This is a genomic window from Gleimia europaea ACS-120-V-Col10b, from assembly GCF_000411155.1.
Lineage (GTDB): Bacteria > Actinomycetota > Actinomycetes > Actinomycetales > Actinomycetaceae > Gleimia > Gleimia europaea_B.
In genome coordinates this window covers 934,789-958,046 of the sequence record NZ_KE150266.1, presented here as the reverse complement: position 1 = coordinate 958,046, position 23,258 = coordinate 934,789, and the positions used below count along the sequence as shown (strand labels likewise).

General features: G+C 58.8%; 17 protein-coding genes. 12 read left to right on the top strand and 5 right to left on the bottom strand.

Annotation, left to right across the window (positions count from 1 at the left end):
* Nucleotides 1-31: 31 nt before the first annotated feature.
* Nucleotides 32-2,260, bottom strand: a complete 2,229-nt coding sequence (locus HMPREF9238_RS04365; protein WP_016444239.1) for an alpha-galactosidase — start codon at nucleotides 2,258-2,260, stop codon at nucleotides 32-34.
* Between the two features lie 339 nt (nucleotides 2,261-2,599).
* On the opposite strand from HMPREF9238_RS04365, the gene HMPREF9238_RS04360 reads away from it, so the two are divergent.
* Both HMPREF9238_RS04360 and HMPREF9238_RS04355 read left to right on the top strand, forming a co-directional pair.
* Complete coding sequence (locus HMPREF9238_RS04360) at nucleotides 2,600-5,647, top strand: FAD-binding and (Fe-S)-binding domain-containing protein (protein ID WP_016444237.1); 3,048 nt, start codon at nucleotides 2,600-2,602, stop codon at nucleotides 5,645-5,647.
* Nucleotides 5,648-5,727: 80 nt separating this feature from the next.
* The gene (locus HMPREF9238_RS04355; RefSeq protein WP_016444236.1) at nucleotides 5,728-6,975 is read left to right on the top strand and encodes a hypothetical protein; all 1,248 of its coding nucleotides are present in this window, start codon (nucleotides 5,728-5,730) and stop codon (nucleotides 6,973-6,975) included.
* A gap of 33 nt (nucleotides 6,976-7,008) precedes the next feature.
* Here the strand turns inward: HMPREF9238_RS04355 and HMPREF9238_RS04350 are convergent, their stop codons facing one another.
* A complete protein-coding gene (locus HMPREF9238_RS04350) occupies nucleotides 7,009-8,163 on the bottom strand; it encodes an alpha/beta hydrolase (RefSeq protein WP_016444235.1) in 1,155 nt (384 codons plus the stop codon).
* Between the two features lie 238 nt (nucleotides 8,164-8,401).
* Between HMPREF9238_RS04350 and HMPREF9238_RS04345 the strand changes: the two genes are divergently transcribed.
* Entirely contained in the window at nucleotides 8,402-9,799 is a 1,398-nt protein-coding gene (locus tag HMPREF9238_RS04345; protein WP_016444234.1) for a C40 family peptidase, read from the top strand.
* Nucleotides 9,800-9,943: 144 nt separating this feature from the next.
* On the opposite strand, the gene HMPREF9238_RS04340 is transcribed toward HMPREF9238_RS04345, so the two are convergent.
* Entirely contained in the window at nucleotides 9,944-10,432 is a 489-nt protein-coding gene (locus HMPREF9238_RS04340; protein WP_016444233.1) for an inorganic diphosphatase, read from the bottom strand.
* Nucleotides 10,433-10,527: 95 nt separating this feature from the next.
* Here HMPREF9238_RS04340 and HMPREF9238_RS04335 point away from each other — a divergent pair, with 95 nt between their 5' ends.
* From HMPREF9238_RS04335 to HMPREF9238_RS04295, 9 genes are read left to right on the top strand one after another with little or no spacing between them, the layout of a single operon-like run.
* Nucleotides 10,528-11,910, top strand: a complete 1,383-nt coding sequence (locus HMPREF9238_RS04335) for a D-alanyl-D-alanine carboxypeptidase/D-alanyl-D-alanine-endopeptidase (RefSeq protein WP_016444232.1) — start codon at nucleotides 10,528-10,530, stop codon at nucleotides 11,908-11,910.
* Between the two features lie 3 nt (nucleotides 11,911-11,913).
* Nucleotides 11,914-13,053: a tRNA lysidine(34) synthetase TilS gene (gene tilS / locus HMPREF9238_RS04330; protein WP_016444231.1), complete on the top strand. Its 1,140-nt coding sequence runs from the start codon at nucleotides 11,914-11,916 to the stop codon at nucleotides 13,051-13,053.
* Nucleotides 13,054-13,103: 50 nt separating this feature from the next.
* Entirely contained in the window at nucleotides 13,104-13,655 is a 552-nt protein-coding gene (gene hpt / locus HMPREF9238_RS04325) for a hypoxanthine phosphoribosyltransferase (protein WP_016444230.1), read from the top strand.
* Between the two features lie 35 nt (nucleotides 13,656-13,690).
* Nucleotides 13,691-15,718: an ATP-dependent zinc metalloprotease FtsH gene (ftsH, locus tag HMPREF9238_RS04320; RefSeq protein ID WP_016444229.1), complete on the top strand. Its 2,028-nt coding sequence runs from the start codon at nucleotides 13,691-13,693 to the stop codon at nucleotides 15,716-15,718.
* A gap of 2 nt (nucleotides 15,719-15,720) precedes the next feature.
* Nucleotides 15,721-16,290, top strand: a complete 570-nt coding sequence (folE, locus tag HMPREF9238_RS04315) for a GTP cyclohydrolase I FolE (protein WP_016444228.1) — start codon at nucleotides 15,721-15,723, stop codon at nucleotides 16,288-16,290.
* Complete coding sequence (gene folP / locus HMPREF9238_RS04310) at nucleotides 16,290-17,135, top strand: dihydropteroate synthase (protein ID WP_016444227.1); 846 nt, start codon at nucleotides 16,290-16,292, stop codon at nucleotides 17,133-17,135. The genes folE and folP overlap by 1 nt, the downstream gene beginning before the upstream one ends.
* 28 nt (nucleotides 17,136-17,163) lie before the next feature.
* Nucleotides 17,164-19,323 carry a 2-amino-4-hydroxy-6-hydroxymethyldihydropteridine diphosphokinase gene (folK, locus tag HMPREF9238_RS08600; protein ID WP_051109772.1) on the top strand — a complete coding sequence of 720 codons (2,160 nt, stop codon included), beginning with the start codon at nucleotides 17,164-17,166 and terminating at the stop codon, nucleotides 19,321-19,323.
* On the top strand, nucleotides 19,320-19,781 hold the full coding sequence (locus HMPREF9238_RS04300) for a DUF3180 family protein (protein ID WP_016444225.1): 462 nt from the start codon (nucleotides 19,320-19,322) through the stop codon (nucleotides 19,779-19,781). Before folK ends, HMPREF9238_RS04300 begins: the two co-directional genes overlap by 4 nt.
* Nucleotides 19,781-20,602: a hypothetical protein gene (locus HMPREF9238_RS04295; protein ID WP_016444224.1), complete on the top strand. Its 822-nt coding sequence runs from the start codon at nucleotides 19,781-19,783 to the stop codon at nucleotides 20,600-20,602. Before HMPREF9238_RS04300 ends, HMPREF9238_RS04295 begins: the two co-directional genes overlap by 1 nt.
* 6 nt (nucleotides 20,603-20,608) lie before the next feature.
* Here the strand turns inward: HMPREF9238_RS04295 and disA are convergent, their stop codons facing one another.
* Both disA and radA read right to left on the bottom strand, forming a co-directional pair.
* Entirely contained in the window at nucleotides 20,609-21,688 is a 1,080-nt protein-coding gene (gene disA, locus HMPREF9238_RS04290; protein ID WP_016444223.1) for a DNA integrity scanning diadenylate cyclase DisA, read from the bottom strand.
* Nucleotides 21,685-23,097 (bottom strand): DNA repair protein RadA, encoded by a 1,413-nt coding sequence (radA, locus tag HMPREF9238_RS04285; RefSeq protein WP_016444222.1) that lies wholly within the window; start codon nucleotides 23,095-23,097, stop codon nucleotides 21,685-21,687. Before radA ends, disA begins: the two co-directional genes overlap by 4 nt.
* Between the last annotated feature and the right edge of the window lie 161 nt (nucleotides 23,098-23,258).

Sequence of the window (23,258 nt, the reverse complement as noted above, 5' to 3'; positions counted from 1 at the left end):
GTGAAAAGACTCCTTCGTCTTTATTGGTTTCCTACTTCTCGACTATTTCGAAAAGTAGCGTCTGGTCAGTGTGTAGACGGGGCGTCTGCACACCGGAATTTTGTAGAACGGAACCGGTGGTAGTGATTCCGTCAAAGTAATGCCAGGCGCTGCCTTCAGCGGGCTGGCTAAGCTTGCCAAACCACAGGGGCGGTACTAGCCCCGATGGTTCACTGCCAACGATTACCGGGCGAATGCGGTAGGTGCGCGAATCATCCAATCCGCTAAAGCGCAGCCTGCCGCGCGGCGAAATAGCGGATCGTCCGCGCGTAACCATTTGGAATAGGGCGCGAGACTGATCGTTCGCAACTACTCCGTGCAGCCAAATCGTTTCATCGGGAGTTTCGCAGCGAACAATATCCGCAGAGTGGAGGAAGTCTCGGTTCAACTTGTAGAACGCGATCCAGTCCTTCAGGTCAGACATCTCGCTGTCGGTGGCTTCAAGAATGTCCCACTCGATTCCGAAATGGCCCCAAAGTGCGGTTCCGCCGCGCATGGCCATAGTGGAGTGGCGCCCGGTGGTGTGCGATTCGGTTGATGCCACGTGCGTGCCCATGAGCTCCGGTGGTGACACCTGGTTGTACCAGCGGGTCATCTCTTGACGCTCAACCGGATCAATACAGTCCGACACCCAGAATCGGTCGGTGTGCTGCAAGACCTCCAGATCGACGCGGCCGCCTCCTGAAGAACAGCTTTCAATTTCGAGGCCGGGGCATTCTGCCTTAATTGCGTCGAATAAACGGTAGGCCGCGTGTGTTTGCACGGACACGCTGGCGCGTCCACCTAACTGTGTGTTACCCGCCTCGATTAGGTCGCGATTATGATCCCACTTAATGTAGTCGATCGAATACTCACGCACCAGCGACACAACGCGATCTTTAACATACTCAAATGCTTCCGGAATTGCGATGTTGAGAACCTGCTGATGGCGCCACTGTAGCGGTAGATCTTTCGCGTCAGTGCTACCCTGTGCGGCCAGGATCCAGTCTGGATGCTCGCGGGCAAGGTTTGAATCTTCGTTAATCATTTCGGGCTCAAACCAGAGCCCAAATTGCATGCCGAGGTCGTGCACCATGTCAGCCAATGGTGATAGTCCGTTTGGCCAAACGTCTTTATCGACGTACCAGTCTCCCAGTCCCCTATAGTCATCACGGCGGCCAAGGAACCAACCGTCGTCGAGGACGAAACGCTCCACACCAATCTCTGCAGCCTTTTGAGCTAGCTTCTGCAACTTGGGAAGATGGTGGTCAAAGTAGACTGCTTCCCACACGTTCAGGGTTACGGGGCGCTTGGTCTTAGGGTGATTCTTGCGGCTACGGAACCAGCGATGTACCTGCTGGGCAGCATCATCTAGGCCGTAACCATGCACGGCGTAGAACCAAGGAGTTGAGTACGTCTCGTCTTTACTCAGCGTAACCTCACCGGGCATGAGTACTTCAGAACCGGCAATAACCTGCTGGCCGGCGATGGACTTTTCAACCCAGGTACGATGATTTCCAGACCACGCGGTGTGTAGACCCCAGACCTCACCCTGGCGGAACGAAAAGCCTTGCGGGCCAACAAAAGTGAATCCGGGAGCGTCGAATCCCGTGCGTCCGTGGCGTCCTTCGCGCAGGTCGCAACCCAAAACTACCGGGCGACGCTGGCCTACGCGCTCCTTGCCCCACCTTCCGGTGGTATCGAAGATCTCATTGGCTTCTAGCGGCAAGTTAAGTGCGATGCCCAGCTCTTCCAAGTAATAGTCACAATCAGAAAGGTTGGTTAACTGCGCCCGAATACGCAGGGGGCCTTGTTCGAACGGTTCCACGATAATCTTTAAAGCCAGCTGCGAGCCATCTGAAGTTGTAGAGAACGTGACCGGTTCATTGGCAACAAATGCGACCCCGTCTTCAACACGGCAGTTGTCAGGTAATTCAACTTGCGCGGCCTTAAAGCGTGGCGCCCAACTAGTGCCGTCGGCGCGGTGTCCTGCCAGAGCTGGACGTCCCAGCCAGCCGTCGGATTCGAGCGGAATGAGGCTTGAAGCAACGTGATCGTCGGGTGCGTTTCCGTCCAGGGATTCTCGGCTGCTGATAATCGCCGCCTTCACATCAGATGCAGTTAGAACGCCTAAGGTAGGGCCCCAGTAGCAAACCTGGGGGATTGCGCCGAAGGAATTGTCCAGGATGAATCCGGTATCTCCGGCGCACATATATACGGCGTCGATTGCTTTATCTTTCACGCGGGTCTCCTTTGAACTGCGTCAAAATGCTTCTGCAGTGACAAAGCTAACACGATCTACACGCGTAGACCAGAGGTGAGGGCGTAGTTACCAAACCGTTATATTGCTCGTAGTCGCAAAATGTGGCTTGGGGTGCCGGGCCTACTTTCGCTACCGGTACGCCTTGAGGTGTTTTGTTGGGCCTGTCATTATTGCGACGTGAGGGGCGCAAGAATGCAGGATGCAAAAGATCTTAGAGGTGGGAACGGCGAGGATAATGCCGGATTTCAGGTTGATACGTCTGTTTTCTATCGCTGGACACTTTCTCAAAAGTTGGCAAAGTCATGACACACTGAGGGCATGCCTACCGCTCCAACTGCATCGTTTGAAACGCTTGACCCAAATAATCCGGATCCTAACCAGCCGGATACTGAGGTTTTACGCCAGTTCGCCTCCCGCCTGTCTGAGCGGGTTCGCGGCGAACTTGACTTCACCACCACAGCGCGGGCGCTGTATTCCACGGACGCCGGCAATTACCGGGTTGTGCCTAACGTCGTTTTTGCTCCGGTAGATAAGGCTGAGGCCATCCTCGCCATCAATGTTGCGCGCGAACTCGGCATTCCACTCACGCCTCGCGGATCGGGAACGTCATGCGCGGGAAATGCAATCGGCCCGGGCCTGGTTATCGACTTTATGCGCCACATGAACCGCGTACTTTCGGTGGATCCGCAAAAGAAAACCGCGATAGTGGAGCCGGGCTGTATTGAGGCAACGCTCCAGCAGGAGGCCGGAAAATACGGGTTGCGTTTTGGGCCTGACCCGTCCACGCAAAACCGATGCACAATCGGCGGCATGGTAGGTAATAATGCGTGCGGTCCGCACGCTACAGCGTGGGGTAAAACCTCCGAAAATATTGTGTCTTTGGAAGTTGTGGACGGGTGCGGCCGCCACTTCACTGCCAGTCAAGGGAGTCTTGCGGACGTTCCTGGCCTGCAGGAACTGGTTGACGCGAACCTGGCTCCTATCCGCACCGAGATGGGGCGGTTTGGCCGGCAAGTGTCCGGCTATTCTCTGGAGTACCTGCTACCCGAAAGCGGTGCCAACTTGGCAGGGATGCTGGTTGGAACCGAGGGGACGCTCGCGTGCGCGCTGGAAATCGAAGTTAAGCTCGTAGATATTCCGTGCGCTCCCGTCCTCGTGGCCATTGGGTATCCGAACATGATCGAGGCGGGCAGGGACGTGCCCGCAATCCTCGCGCATGATCCGCTCGCGGTTGAAGGCTTGGATAAGCGCCTTGTCGATGTAGTTCGCGTGCACAAAGGTCCTGGCGCTGTCCCGGAGCTTCCGGCGGGCGAGGGCTGGCTCCTGTGCGAGGTCGGTGGCGCTGACCTCGATGATGCGATGAGGCGCGCGCAGGCCATGGCAGCGAGCGCAAACTCGAACGCTGTGGTAATCTATTCGCCCGGTAAGGACGCTGCCCGGCTGTGGCGCATCCGGGCCGATGGCGCCGGCCTCGGTGGGCGCACGCCCGTTGAACTCGACGATGAAGGCAACGTTGTAGGGGGAAATGAGCAGGCGTGGCCCGGTTGGGAGGACGCGGCTGTCCCGCCGCAAAACCTGGGTGACTACCTGGCAGATTTCACCGCCCTCATGGATAGCTACGGAATTAACGGCCTTTTGTACGGCCATTTTGGTGATGGTTGCGTTCACGTTCGCCTGGACATGCCGCTTGGTTCGCAGGCCGGGGTTGGCAGGTCAAAAGAGTTCTTGATCGACAGTGCGAAACTGCTGGGCAAATATGGTGGGTCCGTGTCGGGCGAACACGGGGACGGACGCTCCCGATCCGAACTGCTCAAATACATGTACAGCCCGCAAATGCTTCAGATCTTTGCAGCAATCAAGCATCTGTTTGACCCGCAAAATCTCATGAATCCGGGAGTTTTGACGCGTCCGCAGCCGCTGGTGGGGGCGGCCGGGTCACACCCGGATCACCACGCGTTTGAGCAACTGCAAAAAGAGATAGCTCCCGACAATCTTGAAATCGGTTTGCGCCGCCCCGCCGCGAAACCGATTCCAGCGGCAACCGGATTCCAATTCCGCCGCGACCATGCGGACTTCACCACCGCAGTGCACCGTTGTACCGGCGTGTCAAAATGTCGCGCCGATAACAGCGGGAATGGGGAGTTCATGTGCCCCTCCTACAACGCAACAAAGAATGAAATCGATTCCACTAGAGGCAGGGCGCGCATACTCGAAGAATTAGCCAACGGTGAGCTAATCACAACGTGGGACGATCCGCGCGTGACGCGTGCACTTGACCTGTGTCTGGCTTGCAAAGCCTGCGCGGCAGATTGTCCGGCGGGAGTTGACATGGCGAAGTACAGGTCCGAGGTGAACTACCGGCGCTACCGGGGGAAGGTGCGCCCCACCTCGCATTATCTTCTTGGACGGCTACCGGTGTGGACCAGGCTTACCGCCACCATTCCCGGCATGGCAGCGATAGCCAATACCGCTATGAAGATAGCGCCGATACGGAATTTGGCGTTCAAAATTGCCGGTATAGATTCGCGCAGGCAAATGCCGCAGTTGCAAAGCCACCTGTTCAACAACTGGGCGCCCAAGCACACGTGTGCACGCAAAACCAGCGCCGTGCCCCGCTCCGCTAACGGCAAGAAATACGTGGTGCTGTGGGCAGATTCTTTCTCTCAGTCCATTAACGACGTCGGCGCGCGGGACATGATAGATGTCCTCGTCTCAGCCGGGTACACCCCGCTCTTGCCTCCCCAAGACCTGTGCTGCGGCCTAACTTGGATTACAACTGGGCAACTCGACACGGCCCGGAAGAAAATCACTACGCTCGTTAAACAGCTAACTCCGTTTGCACTTGCCGGCATCCCCATAGTGGGGGTAGAACCATCCTGCACGGCAGTGCTACGCGATGACGCTCTGGATCTGAACATTCCCGCGCAGGTAGAAACCGTTAGCTCAGCTGTTTACACGCTGGCAGAGCTCCTCACGGCGCCGGCTCCCATCGGCCCGGACACAACGGACTGGATGCCTAATCTGGCGGGCAAAGAAGTCGTGGCGCAACCTCACTGTCACCACTATTCGGTGATGGGCTGGGAGGCGGACGAGACTCTCTTGAATCGCGCCGGCGCCAAGCTCATTAAGCTTTCGGGATGCTGCGGCTTGGCGGGAAACTTTGGAATGGAGGCAGGCCACTACGAAACCTCGCTAAAAGTAGCGCAACAGTCCTTGCTCCCCGCCCTCTCCCAGCACCCGGATGCCATCTATTTGGCGGATGGTTTCTCGTGCCGCACCCAGGCGCAACAGCTGGCGGATCGTGACGGAATGCACCTAGCCTCGCTAATCAAACATAATCAAAATCGAAACGCCACCAACGCATGATGTCAGCACGCTAATAACAAGTGTCAAACTACGGCGGGTTCGTGACACAATAGGAGCAATTGAGACTAGGACGGAACGATATGGCGCTTTTCGAATTTGATGACGGTCACCTGATCCCCGCCCAATTCGGCCGCAGTGTGCCCGGCGAGATAGCTAGAGACATTCTGGCTTCAGTGCGAGAACAGGTACTTGAGATCGTTGGCCGTCCGCTGTTTCCCATATTTTGGCAAGATGTCGGCGAGGTGGAAGCGGGCAGTGACGCGGAGCAGCCACGTCTGACGGCATTGGACGCATCCGGCCAGGTTGTGTCCATCGAGGTGGTTGACCGACTCGATTCACAGACGATGATCGATTCTCTCTCTCGTCTGGCTGACACGGCCGCGCTCGGGTGGAATGACCTGGCTGCCCAATACCCATCGGGCATGCAAGGGTTTCGCGCCGGGTGGACCGAGTTTCGCGATGCCATGCCCACATCTCCCGCACCCGGGCCCCGCCTAATCCTCGTTGCTGGAGAAATCAGTGATTCCGTGCGGCCCGCGCTAGACGTGTTGGCCTCTTCTGGCGTGGAGGTTCATGAAATTTCCGTGCGGGAGATGTCTAACGGGCGCAGATTTATTGATGTTGAGGCAGTGGGGCCCAGGATGTATGGGCACAACCCGAACCTCCTGCTTGGATCCACTCCCCATGCGCTCGAGCTTGAACGCAAAGCTGAGAAAACTGCTTCTGAGCAAGTACCTGAGAACAAACCCCTTAGGCATTCGGCGACAACGCGCTCCTACGATCCGTGGGAAGAAGTTGAAACGGCGCAGGCTTCTACGTCACAGGTTGAGCACGAGTCCGCGCAACCGGAGGCAAAGCCGGAGCCTGTGGAGGTAGAACCGGAGCCCGAGCCAGTGGTGCCAGAAGAAGCGCCGGCTCCCGCCCCCATGCCTGCACCTTCGCTCGAGCCAAAAGAGGCGCAAGCCGCTCCCGCCGGGCAGCCATCCGCGCAGATTCCCCAGTTGCAACCGGGCGAGGATGCCATCGAGGTGATTGCTGGAATTCTAGGAGAAGACACCGCCCTCGTGTGGCAAAGCGAAAATGGTGTACACACGGCAACGTTGGCACCAAATGGCGTTATTTCATCCCTGGGATGGTCAACTAAGGATCCTAACGAGGCTGCAGCAATGGTGAGCGGGTCGAGCCGGTTTGACGGCTGGCAAAACTGGCATCTGGGGGATCGTCTTGGCCCAACGCTTGCGGAATCGCTAGAAGAAGTCAATCGCGAGATTCGCGAAGAGTACCAAAACTTGGGGAGCCCAAAGCAGGGCCGCCGCCGTCGCGGTTAAGACTCGGTGCCGGAGGGACGAACACCGCGCGAGCTATCTCGGTGCTAGCTGGACGTCCACTGGTTCTGGCACGCGCAGGCGGAACTGTTCAGCTGATTCTGTCGGCGCAAGGGCTTGCGATCTCAATACGCTAAAGCGTAGCCAGTGGAGGGTGGCGCTCCACAGTTGCCGGCGCACGGGAGGAACCGAGAGTGCCAGGTCGTGTACGCCGGCGAACCGGCGGATCAGGACGTTGCTACCCAAACGAGCGCCGCGTTCGGCGATCAGGTCGGCGTCCAGCACCGTGTCTTGGTAGCGCACGTCGGCGCTCCACTCAGAGCCCGCAAACGTGTGGGTGGAGGAAATGTTCATCACGGGGCAGTCGATATCCAGCCCGTTAGCTACCTCTTGGTGGCCGGTGATGACGGCTGCAAGCCAGCCGGCGTGAATGTCCCGTCCAGTTGCTTTCCACTCGGGAATCAGACCCCAGCCGGCTAGGGACGGGTCGTATTTGTAGGGCAGGAGGTCGCTCGGCATCTCCCCATCGTCTTTATTCCACCCGCGCAGGGAAATGCCGTAGAAGTCGTTGCCGCCCGTGGGGAGGATGCGGTGGGGTTCGCGCGACGCGATTAATTGCACGGCTTGTTTTGTGGGAACCCGTGCAAGGGAGGAAGTTTGGAGCTCTAGCCACGCCGAGTTGAGCCAAAGTCCGGCCAGGCGTCCGGGGTGATGGGCCGCCCACAGCGTTGCGGTGAGGCCGCCCGTGGAGTGCCCCAGCAACACCACGGGAAGGTCTTCGCCCATGATGAGGAGGGCTTCGGCGATGTCTTCGTCGTAGTCGGCCAGGTTCTGGGTCCAGCCAAAAGTTTGGTTTCGTCGCCAGGAGCGCCCGTATTTTCGCAGGTCGAGACCAAAGAACTGTCCGCCTGCAAGAGCGATTTGGCGGGCGAGTTCGCGCTGATGAAAGTAGTCGTTCCACCCGTGAATGTAAAGTGCTCTAAATGTTGGCTCTTCGGGAGTGCCTGCGAGGGCGTGGGGGTCTTGGCTGGCGTCGTGTCGGACGAGGGTGGCGAGCACTTCGCCCTCATCATCGGGCAGTAGTTGTAGGGTTTGTGCCTCAAATCCGGGGCCGAGCACATCGGGGCTCCACTGGCCTGCGCGGGGGATAGGAAAGTTGCCAAAACCGGCTTTTGGATTAATGTCGCCCATACATCGAGCTTAAACGCTGAGGGATATAAATATGCCCGCGCCCGGTGGAAAAAATAGAAATGGTTGAACCGTAACCTGTTTTCGAAGCGAAAAATGTTTAGGTTCAAGGCGACACGCCGAGGTGCTTTGTAATGGTAGCGACGATTTGTGGAAATGGGTGTGGCGTTACGGTAACTTTAGGAGGAGAAATTAGCGGCCCGTATCAGTGGATGAGTTTCGTAACTGGAGATCGTGTTCAGTGAGTAAGTACTTTGGTAAAGGCGCGGTGGTTGCGCTTACGGTATCTGCAAGTCTCGTATTGGCAATGCCGGGCTTGGCAGTTGCTGACGATGACTACAGTGGCCTTTCAGTTGCGCAGCTTGAGGTTGAACTTGCAAAAGTGTCTGCAGAGTCAGCCGAAGCTAACGTGAGGGTACAGCAGGTAGCTGAAGAACTAGCTGTGGCCCAGTCACAGCTAGCGCAGGCACAGGCTGATGCAAAGGCCGCGAAAGAAGCGGTGGCATCTTCGTGGGACAAATACCAGGGAGAGCGAGAAACGCTCGCGGCTTTGACTCAGACCACTTACCGCTCAGGTTCGGGTAATGCGCAACGCTTGGCTCCGTTCTTGGCGCGGGACGGGCTAGCCGACATGGAACGGCGCGGCAAGATCGTTGACACGGTGTCGCAAATTACCGATGCGAAGCTCCAGCGCGTTGCTGCCATGCATCAGGTTGCCAAAGCAATGGAAGACCAGGCGGAAGCTACTGAGATGCGGGTGCAGGAGGCCCAGGCTGAGGTTGAGAAGCGTTCGCAGGAAATCCAGGCTTACGCCGAAGGCAGGCAGGCCGCGCTAGCGCAGGTGCAGCAGCGTCGCGACACTTTGGTTGCACAACTGGCACAACGTCGCGGCACTACGGTTGCGGAAGAACAGGCGCGGCAGAGCGAGATCGAGCGTTCTCAAAATGCGCGCCAGGAGGCCGCTAGCCGGGCCCGCGTTGAGCGTAGCCAGGGCCTGGTAAACCAGGCTGAGTCGGCTCGTCAGGCAGAGAATGCCAATCAAAACTCGGCGCGGGATCAGGCCAGTGCGAACAATGCTCGGGCGCTAGAAGAAGCGGCTGCTCAGCGGGCGCGTGAAGAGGCCGAGGCCAGGCGCAGATCTGAGGAGCAGAGGCGCGCCGATGAAGCGCGAGCTGTCGAGGAGGCAAGGCGCCAAGCGGAAGCTGCTGAAGAGGCAAGGCGCCAGGCGGAAGCTGCCGAGCAGGCGCGCCGTCAGGCAGAGGCGGCTCAAGCTCGATCCGGTGGGTCTGGGGTTGTTGCGTTCGCGAAGGCTCGTATCGGGGTGCCGTACCTGTGGGGTGGCACGGGTGCTGGCGGCTACGACTGTTCGGGACTTGCAATGACGGCTTGGGCCAGCCAGGGGGTTTCGTTGCCACGTACTTCCCAACAGCAGTATTGGGCTACCCAGCGCGTGTCCATCAACAATCTTCAGCCTGGTGACCTCGTGTTTTATGGGCCGGGTGGCTCGGCCTACGGTATCTACCACGTAGCGATTTACGCCGGTGGAGGCATGATGGTGGAAGCAACGGTTCCCGGTGACTACGTTCGCTTGAACCCCTTGCGCTACGGCGATCTTGTGCCGTTTGGAGGCCGTCCGTAAAAAGAGTTGCTCAATCTACTAGGTAATGTTACGAAACTAGGATAAGCTTTACTTTGTAAGCAATTAGAGACTGCAAGAAGGCGGTTCGCCCCCACGGGGCGAACCGCCTTCTTTTGCTCGCTGCTACTCTGCGCGTGGCCGGGTTCAGAAGCCGGCGTCCTTGGCGCGCTGGTAGGAGCGGCGAATCTCCGCTTCTGCTTCTTCGCGGCCAACCCAGTGTGCGCCTTCAACGGACTTGCCGGGCTCAAGGTCTTTGTAAACCTCAAAGAAGTGTTGGATTTCAAGGCGATGGAACTCAGAGATGTCGTCGATCTCTGTGCGCCAAGAGGCGCGCTGGTCTCCGGATGGGATGCAGATAACCTTGTCGTCACCACCGGCCTCGTCGCGCATGCGGAACATGCCGAGTGCGCGGCAACGAATCACGCAACCGGGGAAAGTGGGTTCTTCAAGAATGACTAGTGCGTCGAGCGGGTCGCCGTCCTCGCCGAGCGTGTCGTCAATGAAACCGTAGTCATCGGGGTATCGCGTTGAGGTGAACAGCATGCGGTCAAGGCGGATGCGCCCTGTTTCGTGGTCGACTTCGTATTTATTACGGTTGCCTTTTGGAATCTCAATAGTGACGTCGAATTCCACTGTTTCTTCCCTTCGCTAAGTGTGATCTCCAGACTACCTGACAGAAGGCAATCAAAAACGCTTTACACTTAGGATGTCAAGTGACTGGAGGGCACGTGTTAAAAAGAACTGTTACCGTAATTCTAAGCGTTTTCATAGCTATTGCGTGCATAGCCGGATATGTTTATGCCGATCTTAACGATGTTGTGCCCGGTTTCTTGACTAAGACAAAGCCGATTATTGGTAAAGAGCCTCCTTTGGGGGAATCTGTGCAGCTCGGTGATGCTATTAGTGCACAGATGGCCGCGGATGCGCCACCTGTTGATCCTCGTGAACTTGTACCCGCATGGGAGGCGTTGGAGCGGGCTGGTAAGGAACAAAAATTCACACCGGGCGTGTATGTTGCGGACCTTTTAACCGGCGAGGTTTTGCTCGATGAAAATGGGCAGACACCGATGCCCCCGGCCTCGACCATTAAAATTTTGACGGCGATTAACGCGGCGCAAAGTTTGGATCCGGCCGCCACTCTTGCCACCCGTGTTTTCATTGACAAGGCCGGAGCGCTTCACCTAGTGGGTGAGGGCGATCTACTTCTAGTTGCGGGCGTTGGTGGTCCGAAGGCGAATGGTAGGGCCGGTGTGGCTGATTTGGCTACCGCCACAGCTAAGGCGTTGGAGGGCAACGAGCGTTTCTCGGGAAAACTGGTGTTTCACGAGCACATTTTTGAGGGGCCAACACGCGAGCAGGCTTTGACGGATGGCTTGGAGGATTGGGTGGGGCATGTTGCTCCTTTCGCGATTGATCGCGGACAGATGCCGGGGGGCGAGTACCAGCCCTATTACGATGATCCGGCAACGCAGGTGGCGCAAACGCTTCAGGAGGCGTTGGATAGTGCAGGCGTGCAGGTGGAGCTGGAGGCGTCGAGCGAGCCGTATGACGGGCAGGGTGAGCTACTTGCACAGGTGCACTCCGTTCCAATCTCGCAGATGACACGCATGATGCTGATGGATTCGGATAATACGCTTGCCGAACAGTTGTGCCGGTTGAGCAGTGTGGCGCAGGGCGCGGGATCAACACTGGAGGATGCCGCGCGAAATCTTGTGGAGCAGGTGAAAAATACCGGCGTGTACTCCGACGGGCTGAGCGCGGTGGATTGTTCCGGGTTGAACGTGGCGAACAAGGTGAGTCCGCGAACGCTCGTGGAGTCCCTGCTGTACCTGCAGGATGCGGGTGTGCCAGCCGCTTTTAACATTGTGCGTGATTTGCCGGTGGGGCATTTTTCGGGCACGTTGAATAAGCATTTTGAGGGTGACCTCGCGGGCACGCGTGTGTATGCCAAGACGGGGACGCTCGATGAGGTTTCGTCGCTGGCTGGTTATGTGGTGACGGAGCGGGGCCGCGTGTTGGCGTTTCACGTGCAGTCCAGTGGAATGGAAGAAGGAGCGGTGTTCACGCGTCCAGCGATTGACGACTTTGCTCTTGCACTCGCGAAGTTGTAGCTGATGGTTTCGCAACTGATTAGTTCCACTCCGCCGCAGCATACGAGGGCGGTGACGCTGGCGCTTCGTAGCGTGGTGAAGGACAACGGTTTAGAGGCGGGCGAGTGGGTGGTGGCCTGTTCGGGGGGCCCGGATTCTTTGGCCCTGACGTTTGCGGTGGCCGATTTAGGAGGCCGACTGGGAGCTGCCGTGCGGGCGGTGATTGTGGATCACGGGTTGCGTGCGGAGTCTACGGCGGAGGCGGAGCAAACCCGCCAGGTGTTGGCACGCTGGAGGATCGCGGCCCGTGTGGTGACCGTAAACGTTCGTAGCGAGGGGGGCGTGGAAGCTGCGGCGCGCGAGGCGCGCTACTTGGCGTTACGGGAAAACTCGGGCGCGGGCGCGGTGGTGTTTTTGGGTCACACGATGGACGATCAGGCGGAGTCCGTGCTGCTCGGGTTGGGCAGGGGTTCGGGCGCGCGGTCGCTGTCGGGAATGCGGGAGGTAGTGCGCGAGGACGCGCCGTCCTCGCGCACGTGGGTTCGCCCGCTGCTCGGAGTGCGGCGGTGGGACACGGAGGGGATGTGCGCTGAGCTCGGTTTGGAGCCGGTGCAGGATCCGTCAAACCGTCTGCAGGGTGGTTGGGCGCGCGCGGATGGGGGGCCTCTGCCTCGGGTAGCGGTACGTCATCGCGTGATCCCCGCGCTGGGGGAAGCACTCGGACGCGATGTCGTGCCGCTACTGGCGCGGTCTGCGCAGCTTCTGGATGCGGATGCGAGCGCGCTGGAAGAGTGGGCCAGCCGATGCTGGCTCCCGGGTGAAGATCTGGTGGTTGAAGATCTGGCGGGCTTACCACTGGCGGTGCGCTCGCGGGTGTTGAAGGATGCGGCGGAACGCGCGGGTGCGGTGCCGCTCACGCAAGCGCACATTAGTGCTCTCGACAAGTTGGTTGTAGGTTTCGAGGGGGGCGATCCGATTGACTTGCCCGGCGGTGTCAAGGCTTGGCGCGAACGTGAATCGGGACGTAACCAACCGGGTTCCGAGGGCGTTCAGGAGTCACGTCCGGGCAGTGCCCCCAGTCGTGAACCGCAAGCACACGGGGGCGCGGATTGCAAGCGAGAAGGCCGTGTTCGCCGGCTGATAAAAATAATGAAAACCAGCTGATTTGTGCAAGACTGGAAGTACCAATCACTAACTTTTCACGGGAGATGAAAATGCAGGCATCCGACATGGGTTCTGACCTCGAAAAGATTTTGTTCACGAAGGAGCAGATCGATGCGCGTCTGGTAGAAATGGCGGCGGAGATTGATCGCGATTACGAGGGTAAGGAAATTCTTCTGGTAGGTGTTTTGCGTGGCGCGATTATGGTGATGGCTGATCTTTCGCGCGCTATTTCTACGCCGCTGGAAATGGATTGGATGGCTGTGTCTTCATACGGTTCGGGCACGAAGTCTTCGGGTGTTGTGCGGATTTTAAAGGATCTTGATTCGGATCTGACGGATAAGCACGTGTTGATTGTTGAAGACATTATTGATTCGGGCCTCACGCTTGCCTGGTTGAAGTCGAACCTGTCCTCGCGCGGCCCGGCGTCGGTGGAGATCGCCACGATGCTGCGTAAACCGGAGGCGGCTAAGGTCGAAGTTGATGTGAAGTACGTGGGCTTCGATATTCCAAATGAGTTTGTGATTGGTTACGGCCTGGATTATGCGGAGAAGTACCGCAACCTGCCGTTCATTGGGACTCTTGCTCCCCACGTTTACAATTAAGAGAATTTCGCGAAGCTATTTGAAAGGGTCCTTACGTGAAGCGACCGGTGCACAAGAAGGATTCGAAGTCGAAGAAGAAAGATTCGCCGAATTGGGCTGCCATTGCGGTGCCTCTGCTGATCTTCTTCCTGGTTGGTTGGATGGTGTGGAGACTGTTCCAGCCAGCGCAGATTGAGACGTATGAGGGCGTGGAGTTGCTACGCTCTGACAAGGTTGAGCGCGTGGTGGTGAATGACCCGGCGCAGCGCGTGGAGCTCAAGCTGACTGAGGATTTCGTGCATAAGCCGACTTCAAAGGATGACAGGGAAGTGAACCACGGTAAGCAGGTCACTTTCGTGTATTCAAAAGATCAGGGCCCGAGCGTGCTCCGCCTGGTGGAGAAAGTAGATGCGAAGGCCGGCTATAACGTTTTGAACCCGCAGCCAAGCCTATTTGGTTCGCTTTTGCAGCTGATGATTCCGATCCTGCTGTTGTTGGCGGGTTTCTATTGGCTGACTACGCGTGCGGCGGGTGGCCGGATGATGGGCGGTTTTGCCCAGTCACGGGCAAAGGAGTTTAACCGCGAGAATCCGGAGGTCACGTTCGCAGATGTTGCGGGCGAGGACGAAGCGGTGGAGGAGCTGCAGGAGATCCGCGAGTTCCTGGCTCATCCCGAGAAGTTCACGGCGGTGGGGGCAAAGGTGCCGCGCGGCGTGTTGCTGTATGGCCCTCCGGGTACCGGTAAGACGTTGCTGGCAAAGGCGGTTGCGGGCGAAGCTAATGTGCCGTTCTTCTCAATGTCTGGCTCTGAGTTCATGGAACTCTACGTGGGCGTGGGCGCGTCGCGCGTTCGTGACCTGTTTGATAAGGCGAAGAAGGCCGCTCCGGCAATCATTTTTGTCGATGAGATCGACGCGGTGGGCCGCCACCGTGGCTCCGGCATTGGTGGTGGCAACGATGAGCGGGAGCAGACGCTAAACCAGATGCTGGTGGAGATGGACGGTTTTGATGACCGCACCAACGTCCTCATGATTGCGGCTACGAACCGCCCAGATATTCTTGATCCAGCGCTGCTTCGTCCGGGCCGTTTTGACCGTCAGATCGCGGTTGAGGCTCCCGATATGCGAGGCCGCTTTGAAATTCTAAAGGTTCACGCCAAGGGTAAGCCTTTGACTGCGGATGTGGACTTGAATCAGATTGCGAAGCGCACGCCGGGGTTCACGGGCGCTGACCTGGCGAATGTGCTTAACGAGGCAGCGTTGCTGACGGCTCGTTCAAATGCGGATCTAATTGATAACCGAGCTTTGGATGAGGCCATTGATCGCGTGATCGCGGGCCCGCAAAAGCGCACGCTCGTGATGAACGAACACGATAAGGCTGTCACGGCCTACCACGAGGGCGGTCACGCCCTGTGTGCTGCGGCGCTTCGTTACACGGCTCCTGTGACGAAAGTGACGATTTTGCCGCGCGGGCGCGCCTTGGGTTACACGATGGTGATGCCCACGGAAGATCGCTACTCGAAGACGCGCAACCAGTTGTTGGATGACCTCGTGTATGCGTTGGGCGGCCGCGTTGCAGAAGAGCTGGTGTTCCGAGACCCGTCTACGGGCGCGTCAAACGATATTGAGAAGGCCACGGCTACGGCTCGCGCAATGGTTACGGACTACGGCATGTCTGAACGTTTGGGCCTGGTGAAGCTTGGCACTGCTGACACGGAGCCGTTTGCTACGCAGGGCGGAGGCCAAAGCCACGAGACTTCGGATGCGATCACTGCGGTGATTGATCAGGAGGTGCGGGCGCTCCTTGATCATGCGGCCCGCGAGGCGTGGCAGATTCTGTCGCGCAACCGTTCCGTGCTGGACAATCTGGCTCAGCGTCTGCTGGATGAAGAGACGCTGACTGAGAACGAGCTTGAAGATATTTTCAAGGACGTCATTAAGCAGGCCGAGCGCCCGGTGTGGAACTACCAGGCGGATGCTGCGGTTGAGGGGACGAAGTGGGGAGATCCGGTGGGGGTTTCGGATTCATCCGCGAAGCCGCAAACCCCGCAACAGCCAAGCCCGCAGGAAAGACTGGGCGAATAGTCATGGCTTATGACGCGGCTGGTGTTGAGCGAGCTGTGCGTGACCTGCTGGTAGCTATCGGGGAGGATCCTTCCCGCGAGGGCCTGGTTGATACTCCGGCGCGCATGTCCCGGGCTTGGGCAGAGATCGTGGGCGGTTTGGAAGAGGATCCGTCCGTCCACCTGCAGACGCATTTTCGGGTGGAACACGAAGAGATGGTGCTGGTTCGCGACATCGATTTTTATTCGGTTTGTGAACACCACCTGCTTCCGTTCTACGGCAAGGCACATGTGGCTTACATCCCGGCTAACAGCACGGTGACGGGGCTGTCTAAGCTGGCTCGCCTCGTGGAGGGCTACGCACGTCGCCCGCAGGTGCAAGAGCGCCTCACATCGCAGATCGCGGACGCTCTCGTGACTAAGCTGAAGCCGCAGGGCGCTTGCGTGATTATTGAGGCCGAACACATGTGCATGACTATGCGCGGCGTGCGCAAACCGGGTTCGTGGACTGTCACGTCGGCATTGCGCGGCGTGATGAATTCGCCGGCAACTCGCCAGGAAATCATGACCTTGGTGATGGAGGGGCGCAAGTAATGAGTTTCTTGGCTCCGCAATTCAACGGCGTTTCGCTACCTGAGGGCCGCACTCTGCTGATGGGCATTGTGAATGTAACGCCGGATTCGTTCTCGGATGGCGGAAAGTGGTTTGCTACGGATCGGGCGGTATCGCGCGGTCTGGAACTGGTGAGCCAGGGTGTGGACATTATTGATGTGGGCGGTGAATCTACCCGGCCAAACTCGAAGCGCATTAGTGCCAGTGAGGAAATCTCACGCATCGTGGATGTGGTGCGCGCGCTGGTAGGCGAGGGCGTGGTGGTGTCTGTAGATACGGTCCACGCGGCAACTGCGCAGGCAATGTGTGAGGCCGGCGCGCACATCATTAACGACGTGTCCGGTGCCTGCTGGGATCCACAGATGGCGCGGGTTATGGCGGAAACGGACGCGGTGTGCATTATTCAGCATTGGCGTGGCCTTCCCGGAGCGCCGGATGAGGACATCCTCGAAACTGGTAGCGTTGATACGGTGCTTGGCGAGCTTGACCGCCAGGTTGAGGCCGTGTTGGCCGCCGGAGTGAAGCCGGAGCGGATCGTGCTGGATCCCGGCCTGGGGTTTGCGAAAACTATGGAGGCTAACTGGCAGCTGCTGGGTGGCCTTGACGAAATGATTACCAGATCCCCATTTCCGTTTCTGATTGGACACTCGCGGAAACGTTTCATTAAGGGCTGTGCGGACGAGTTGGCGGATGTGGATGAGCTGACGGTTGCCCTCACCGCGCTGATCGCCAAGTGGCGCCCGTGGGCTGTGCGGGTTCACGAAGCGAGGGGAAATTTGGCCGCCCTGCGCGCGGCCGAGCAGTGGAATCGCGCATCTGTGAAATAATTTGGAACGATTGGTAGAAGGGAGGCTCATGATGGATCGCGGTAAGAGTGACCTTGACGTAGTCAAAATCTTGGGCCTCACCACCATTGGGCGGCATGGCGTTTATGCGTTTGAACGCCGCGAGGGCCAGAAGTTCACTGTTGACGTGATCATGTACCTGGACACGCGGCGCGCAGCGCGGGGCGATGATTTGACCCAAACGGTTGACTATTCCGAGATTGCCTCCGAAGTGAGTGCAGTCCTTGCCGGGCCGCCTGTTTCGCTAATTGAGACGCTCGCGCAGAGGATCGCTCAAGTCGTGTTGATGTATGAGGTGGTCCAAATTGTTGAAGTCGTGGTGCACAAGCCTGACGCTCCGATAGGTCTTGAGTTTTCTGATGTTTCCGTGACCATCAGCCGCACGCGCAAAACTTCTTCTGAGCCCGGATTAGCAATGTCTGCGGTCGGATCGCTTGCTATGAGCGGAAAAGCTGAGCCAACGGTTACGCGCAGCGCAGCTGACGCGCACTCTGCGGGCCAGGTGGGTCGAGAACACCAGGTCAGCGCGTTGCCTAAACGTCGAGGTAGCGTGTACGACCAGTTGAAGGCAGATAAGTCAAAGAATGAGGTAAAGGTTCCCCGGCCTGCTCGGAGCGCGAAGCACGAGGCAAAGCCTAGCCCCACCAATACGCGCACGCCGAAGGTTGAAACTACAGTAGCGGCTGAACCGCGGCTGACGGACTCGGATTCTCCCTTGCACGCGCAGATGATGAACACAGCGAAACGCCGCGCGGAGCGCGAACAGTGGCTTGCCACTCACCGTAAGCAGCTGGAACAAGACCTGGAAAATCCAGCTTGCACTCCCATTGCTCGGTCCATGCAAGACTGGCAGGTAGGAGATCCGCGTCCGGTATCGAAATCGGTTAAACCATCGCTGCCTTCCCTGTCGTCACCGCTACACGCTACGCTCATGGACTCGTATGTAGATCACGAGGGGCTGACGAAAACTCCGGCGGAGCCTGTTACCGCCATAATTGCTCTGGGCGCCAACATGGGAACGCCGTGGAAGACACTCGCAGAGGCCGTCCTCATGCTCGATGCCATGCCGGATATTTCTGTGACTGGCTTGTCGGCGCTGTTCCGGTCCGCGCCTATGCTCGCGCCCGGTCAGGCGGCGCAGACCGACTACTACAACGCCGTCGCGCAGGTACGCACCGCGCTGGCTCCGCTAGATCTGCTCAATGCTACGCAGATGATTGAAAACGCGTTTGGGCGCGTGCGCACTGAGCATTGGGGGCCGCGTACCCTGGACCTCGACATCATCACGTACGGATCGCTACGTAGTGATGATCCAAAGCTTATACTTCCGCATCCGCGTGCCCACGAGCGTGCATTTGTGCTGGTGCCTTGGCTTCAGATCGACCCGAATGCGCGTGTTGGCCGCTATGGCCGCGCGGACGTTTTGGTGCCGGAAATCGCGGATCAGGACATTGAACAGGTTGCAACGCAGTGGGTTGAAGACGCTGCCCGTGATGATGCGATCTTCCGCGCAACCGTACTGGGCGTTAGCGTTGGGCGCGAGGAGAGTAGCGGCAGGACGAGTGTGTTGCCGCAAATGCGTTTTCGGAAGAAGGCGGATGTAACCCGCAAACCCACTGGGGGCAGAAGGAACGAGGTGAACCAAGAGGATGCCACGCCAACTGATGGCCAGAGGTATGGGCATGACGCTTGGGTGTCCTCTCTAGAGGAGGAGGAATCCGCACCAAAGGCGAAACCTCGCTGGATGCCGCTACCTCCGCGTGCCCCCTCCCAAGGGTCAGCGACGAGGCCTTCACTAAAGCAAAGAGAAGCACAGGCCGCTCCATCTGCGTCAACTCCTGTTGCGGGGCAGCATCAAATCTCTGATGATAGGACGCAACAGATGAGGTCTGTTAATGACCGCGATATCGGCTTGCCTCACTGGGATCGGATACCTGAGCAGAGGATTATTGACGAGCCCGACGAGCTACACCGCGCTGATGAGCGCCAGGAGGATGACGCTTCTACGCGCAGGCCACGCCTTGAGTCGGGGTTGGCAGAGGATTTCGCATCTGGCCTCATCCCGTTGTCTGAGGAGCCTGTCCGCCCGTCGCGTCGCACGATCGTACGCCCAACAGTTACGGGCGCCATCCCGATTGTGAAGCGAGGCGAAGAGAATGAGACGTCGTGAAGCCGCTGAGCGTATCTAGCCTCGTCATACTGTTTGCCGCTACCACGGCCGTGGGGGCGCTGGTACTGGTGCTACTCCCAACGTTCATGTTCACCCCGTACTCGGGTCTTCTTTTCTTGGCGATTGCCGCAGTGCTGTTCTTTTTTGGCCGGCGGGTACACGCGTTACGAAAGGGTGAGGCCAGGCGGATAAGCGCTACGGGAGCAATGAACGTGGCGATGTTCGCATACTCTGCGGCGTGGGTGTCTGCGGCTACTATCGGATTTTTCTTTGGCGCGACGCTGGCAATGCTCCGCAACGCGCACGCCGAGTATGTGCAAACGTCGATGCTGGGAGCTATCGTGTCGGCGCTCGGAGCCGCAGTGCTACTGGTGGTGGCAGTCGTGGTTGAGCGTTGGTGCCATTTGGATGATGATGAAGACGCCGGTTCTTCGGGTGTAGGGCAGGGCGTGAGCTAGTGGCTCCAAAAAATGGTAACGGCAAGGGCGCGGGGGATTGGGAAGTGTGGCCCCAAAGCGGTGGGGGCAGATCGTCCAGCTCTGCGCGCCCATCGGCTTCGCGCAGGTCTGAGGCCGGTAGTTCAACGAGGAGGCAGGCTCCTTCAGGCCGGGGCGGCGGAGCGGCTGAACCGAGCCGCGTGGTAGCGAGGCGGAATACCTCGCAGGCGAAGAAGCCGCAGGCGGCGCGCACCGTGAAGAGGAAGTCTGGTTCCGCCGCGCGGCCCAGCGCGGGGTTTACGCGGGGGCATTTGATTCTTGTGGGGCTCCTGATTTTGGCCGCGCTGGGGTTAGGTATCTATTTCTTGAGTGCTTCGGCAACGAAGAGTTTGGAACAGCGCCAGCAGAGTTTGCAGGCAGTGCAAGAACAGGACGCGGTGAAGCCTATCGCGGAGTGTCGAGCTGCGGATCTGGATTTTCAGATCACGAGTTATGACCGATCTATTCCGGTTGGGGGCCCGTGGAACGCCGCAGTTACGGTGACGAATCGGGGTGCGGACGCGTGTCTTGCTGACGGGTCGGCAAAGTCATTGGGCGTGCGCGTCACGTCGGGCTCGTATGAGCTGGTGGACTCGTTGAAGTGCGCACCCGCAGATGCGTCACTGCCGCTTTTGATTGGGCCGGGGCGCAGTTGGAACACGACTTTGTCTTGGGACGGCCGCGACTACGAGGGTTGTGAAGCAGGTGACGCGGGCGCCGCAGGCACGTACGTGCTACACGTGAACTATTTGGGTGAGGCGAAGGCTGACCTGCTGGTTCAGGTTGTGCAGCCGCGGGAGTAGCTGGAGCTACCAGCCGACGGCTTCGGGGGACGCAGCTGCGTGTTGCCTGTTGAGCGAGTTGTAGATGAGGCTGGCGCGGTAGGGGCCAACGCCTTCAATGGTTTGGAGCTCCTCGACGGTGGCTTCACGCAGTTTGGTGAGCGTGTCCCACTTTTTGACGAGCTGTTCGATGATGTTCCAGGGTAGGCGCGGAACCATGGTGAGGGAGCGGTAGCCGCGCGGGCAGATAATGCGGTCGAAGTCGGATGCGTCTACTACGGGTTGGCCGATTGCTGCGGCAATGCGAGCCAGATCAACCATGCCTTCTCCGTCAAGGTTAGACAGTTCGGATTCTACTTCACTGATGCGCTCCGGCTGGCGAATGTAGTCACGGATCACCAGGGCGCGTTCGGATGCGGAACCGCGCAAAAGATCATCCAGCTGCAGTTCGATGAGGCGGCCCTCGGTGCCGAGCTCTTCGAGGTAGCCGGAAATCTCGGTGTGGATACGCCTGATCATTTCCATGCGTTGGAGGGTGGTGGCAACGTCGCGGACGGTAACGGTTTCACGCTGTTCGAGCACGGTGAGGGTAGCGAGGTCTTCTTCGAGGCGCTGCGAGTAGCGGTCGAGCGTGTCGAGGGCAAGGTTGGCTCGCGATAGTAGCGCTTCGGGTTCTTCCAGGCTACGGCGGAGGGAGCCAACGTAGACGGTGATGACTCGCATGGAGGCGGAAAGGGAGATGACGGGTATCCCGGTTTGGCGGGCCATGCGTTCAGCGGTGCGGTGGCGCATACCGGATTCCACGGTGGAAACAGCGGCGTGCGGGATTAGTTGCACGTTGGCACGGCGGATGCGCTTGTAGTCGGAAGAAATGATGACGGCGCCGTCCATTTTTGACAGTTCCCGCAGGCGCGGGCCAGAGAATGCGACGTCGAGTTCGAAACCGCCCGAGCACAGGGCTTCGACATCTTTGTTGTAGCCGAGCACGATGAGGGCGCCGGTGTGCCCACGCTGGATGCGTTCAAGGCCTTCGCGTAGGTCGGTGCCGGGGGCGAGGGCCTTAAGGGCTTTGCGCATGGTTTCGTGTTCTGCGGTTGTCATGGTCATTCTTTTCTTCTGCACACCGCGGTGTCTGGCTGAGCGAGGCCGACTTTGGCGGCCGTTGCCAGGTCGGTCACCGGGTAGATGGTGAGTCCATTAACTGCTTTGAGGTCTTCGCTTCCGGTGCTGGGAACGATGGCCTGTTTAAATCCTAGTCTCGCGGCTTCAGTTAGGCGGCGTTGCACGCCGGCTGTTGCCCGAATCTCTCCGGTTAATCCCACTTCTCCGATGGCTACGAGTTCGGTTTTGACGGGACGGTTCCACGCGGCGGACATAATGGCGAGGGCAGTGGCCATGTCGGCTGCAGGTTCGGAGGTTTTTGCCCCTCCAACGGTGGATACGTACACGTCGGTGGTGGAGGTGTCCACGCCCAGGCGGGCTTGGCACACGGCAAGCATCATCGCAACGCGCGAATGGTCGATTCCCGAGGTGGTTCGTCGCGGGCTTCCCGCATTGGTATGGGCTACGAGGGCTTGCACTTCTGTGGGCATGGGTCGGCGTCCTTCCAGGGTGACGGTGATGCACGTGCCGGGCGTGGTTGTGCCGGTGTGGGACAGGAACAGTCCGGAGGGGTCTGGCAGCCCCACGATTCCCGAATCTCGTAGGTCGAAACACCCCACTTCATCTGTTGGTCCGTAACGATTTTTGACGGCACGAAGCAGGCGCAAGCGCGCGTGCCGATCGCCTTCAAACTGACAGACAACGTCCACCAGGTGTTCAAGAATACGCGGGCCGGCAATGCCACCGTCTTTGGTGACATGACCAACCAAGATAACGGGGAGGTTGCGTTCTTTTGCGGCTCTGATGAGGCGGGCAGCAACCGCACGCACTTGGGACACGCCGCCGGCGGAGCCCTCCATGTCGAGGGTGTAAATAGTCTGCACGGAGTCCACGATCAGCAGGCTCGGGTTCGTTGCGTCCACGTGTCCCAAAATGGTCTCCAGGTTTGCCTCTGCGGCCAGCAGAAGGTTGTCGTGAAGCGCCCCGATGCGTTCTGCACGCAGGCGAATCTGAGAAGCAGATTCCTCTGCAGAAATGTAGAGCACCGGCCCGCTCCCCGCCGTGTCGGCCGCAGACCGGGCGGCAACGTCCAGCAAGAGAGTGGATTTGCCAACCCCGGGATCGCCAGCCAGTAGTACCACTGCACCGGGAACGATTCCACCGCCAAGAACCCTGTCAAACTCGGACACTCCCGTGGAACGGTAGCGCGCAATCTCGGCGGACACCTTTGAGATCGGAGCAGCGGGAGAAGAAGGGGTGAGGGCTTTCGCGCCCCCGGCCTGGGAGGGAGCCGCGAAAGTCTGTGCTTGTTCCAAGGTTCCCCACGCGCTACACTCACGGCACTGACCCACCCACTTGGTGGTGGTCCAGCCGCATTCGCTACACTCGAAGTGCTCGGTAGGTTTCTTCGCCACGTCCCCTTCTTTCTGTCGTTAATAAAAGGTTAGCAGTGGGCACGGACAAGAAAATTGGCGGCGTTGACTTTGTGGATTGAAACCACGCAAACATGGCTCGAAGCCGCGCAAAAAAGGCGCCGGTCATTTCATCTGTCCAAACCGGGCAGGGCGCGGGCCGT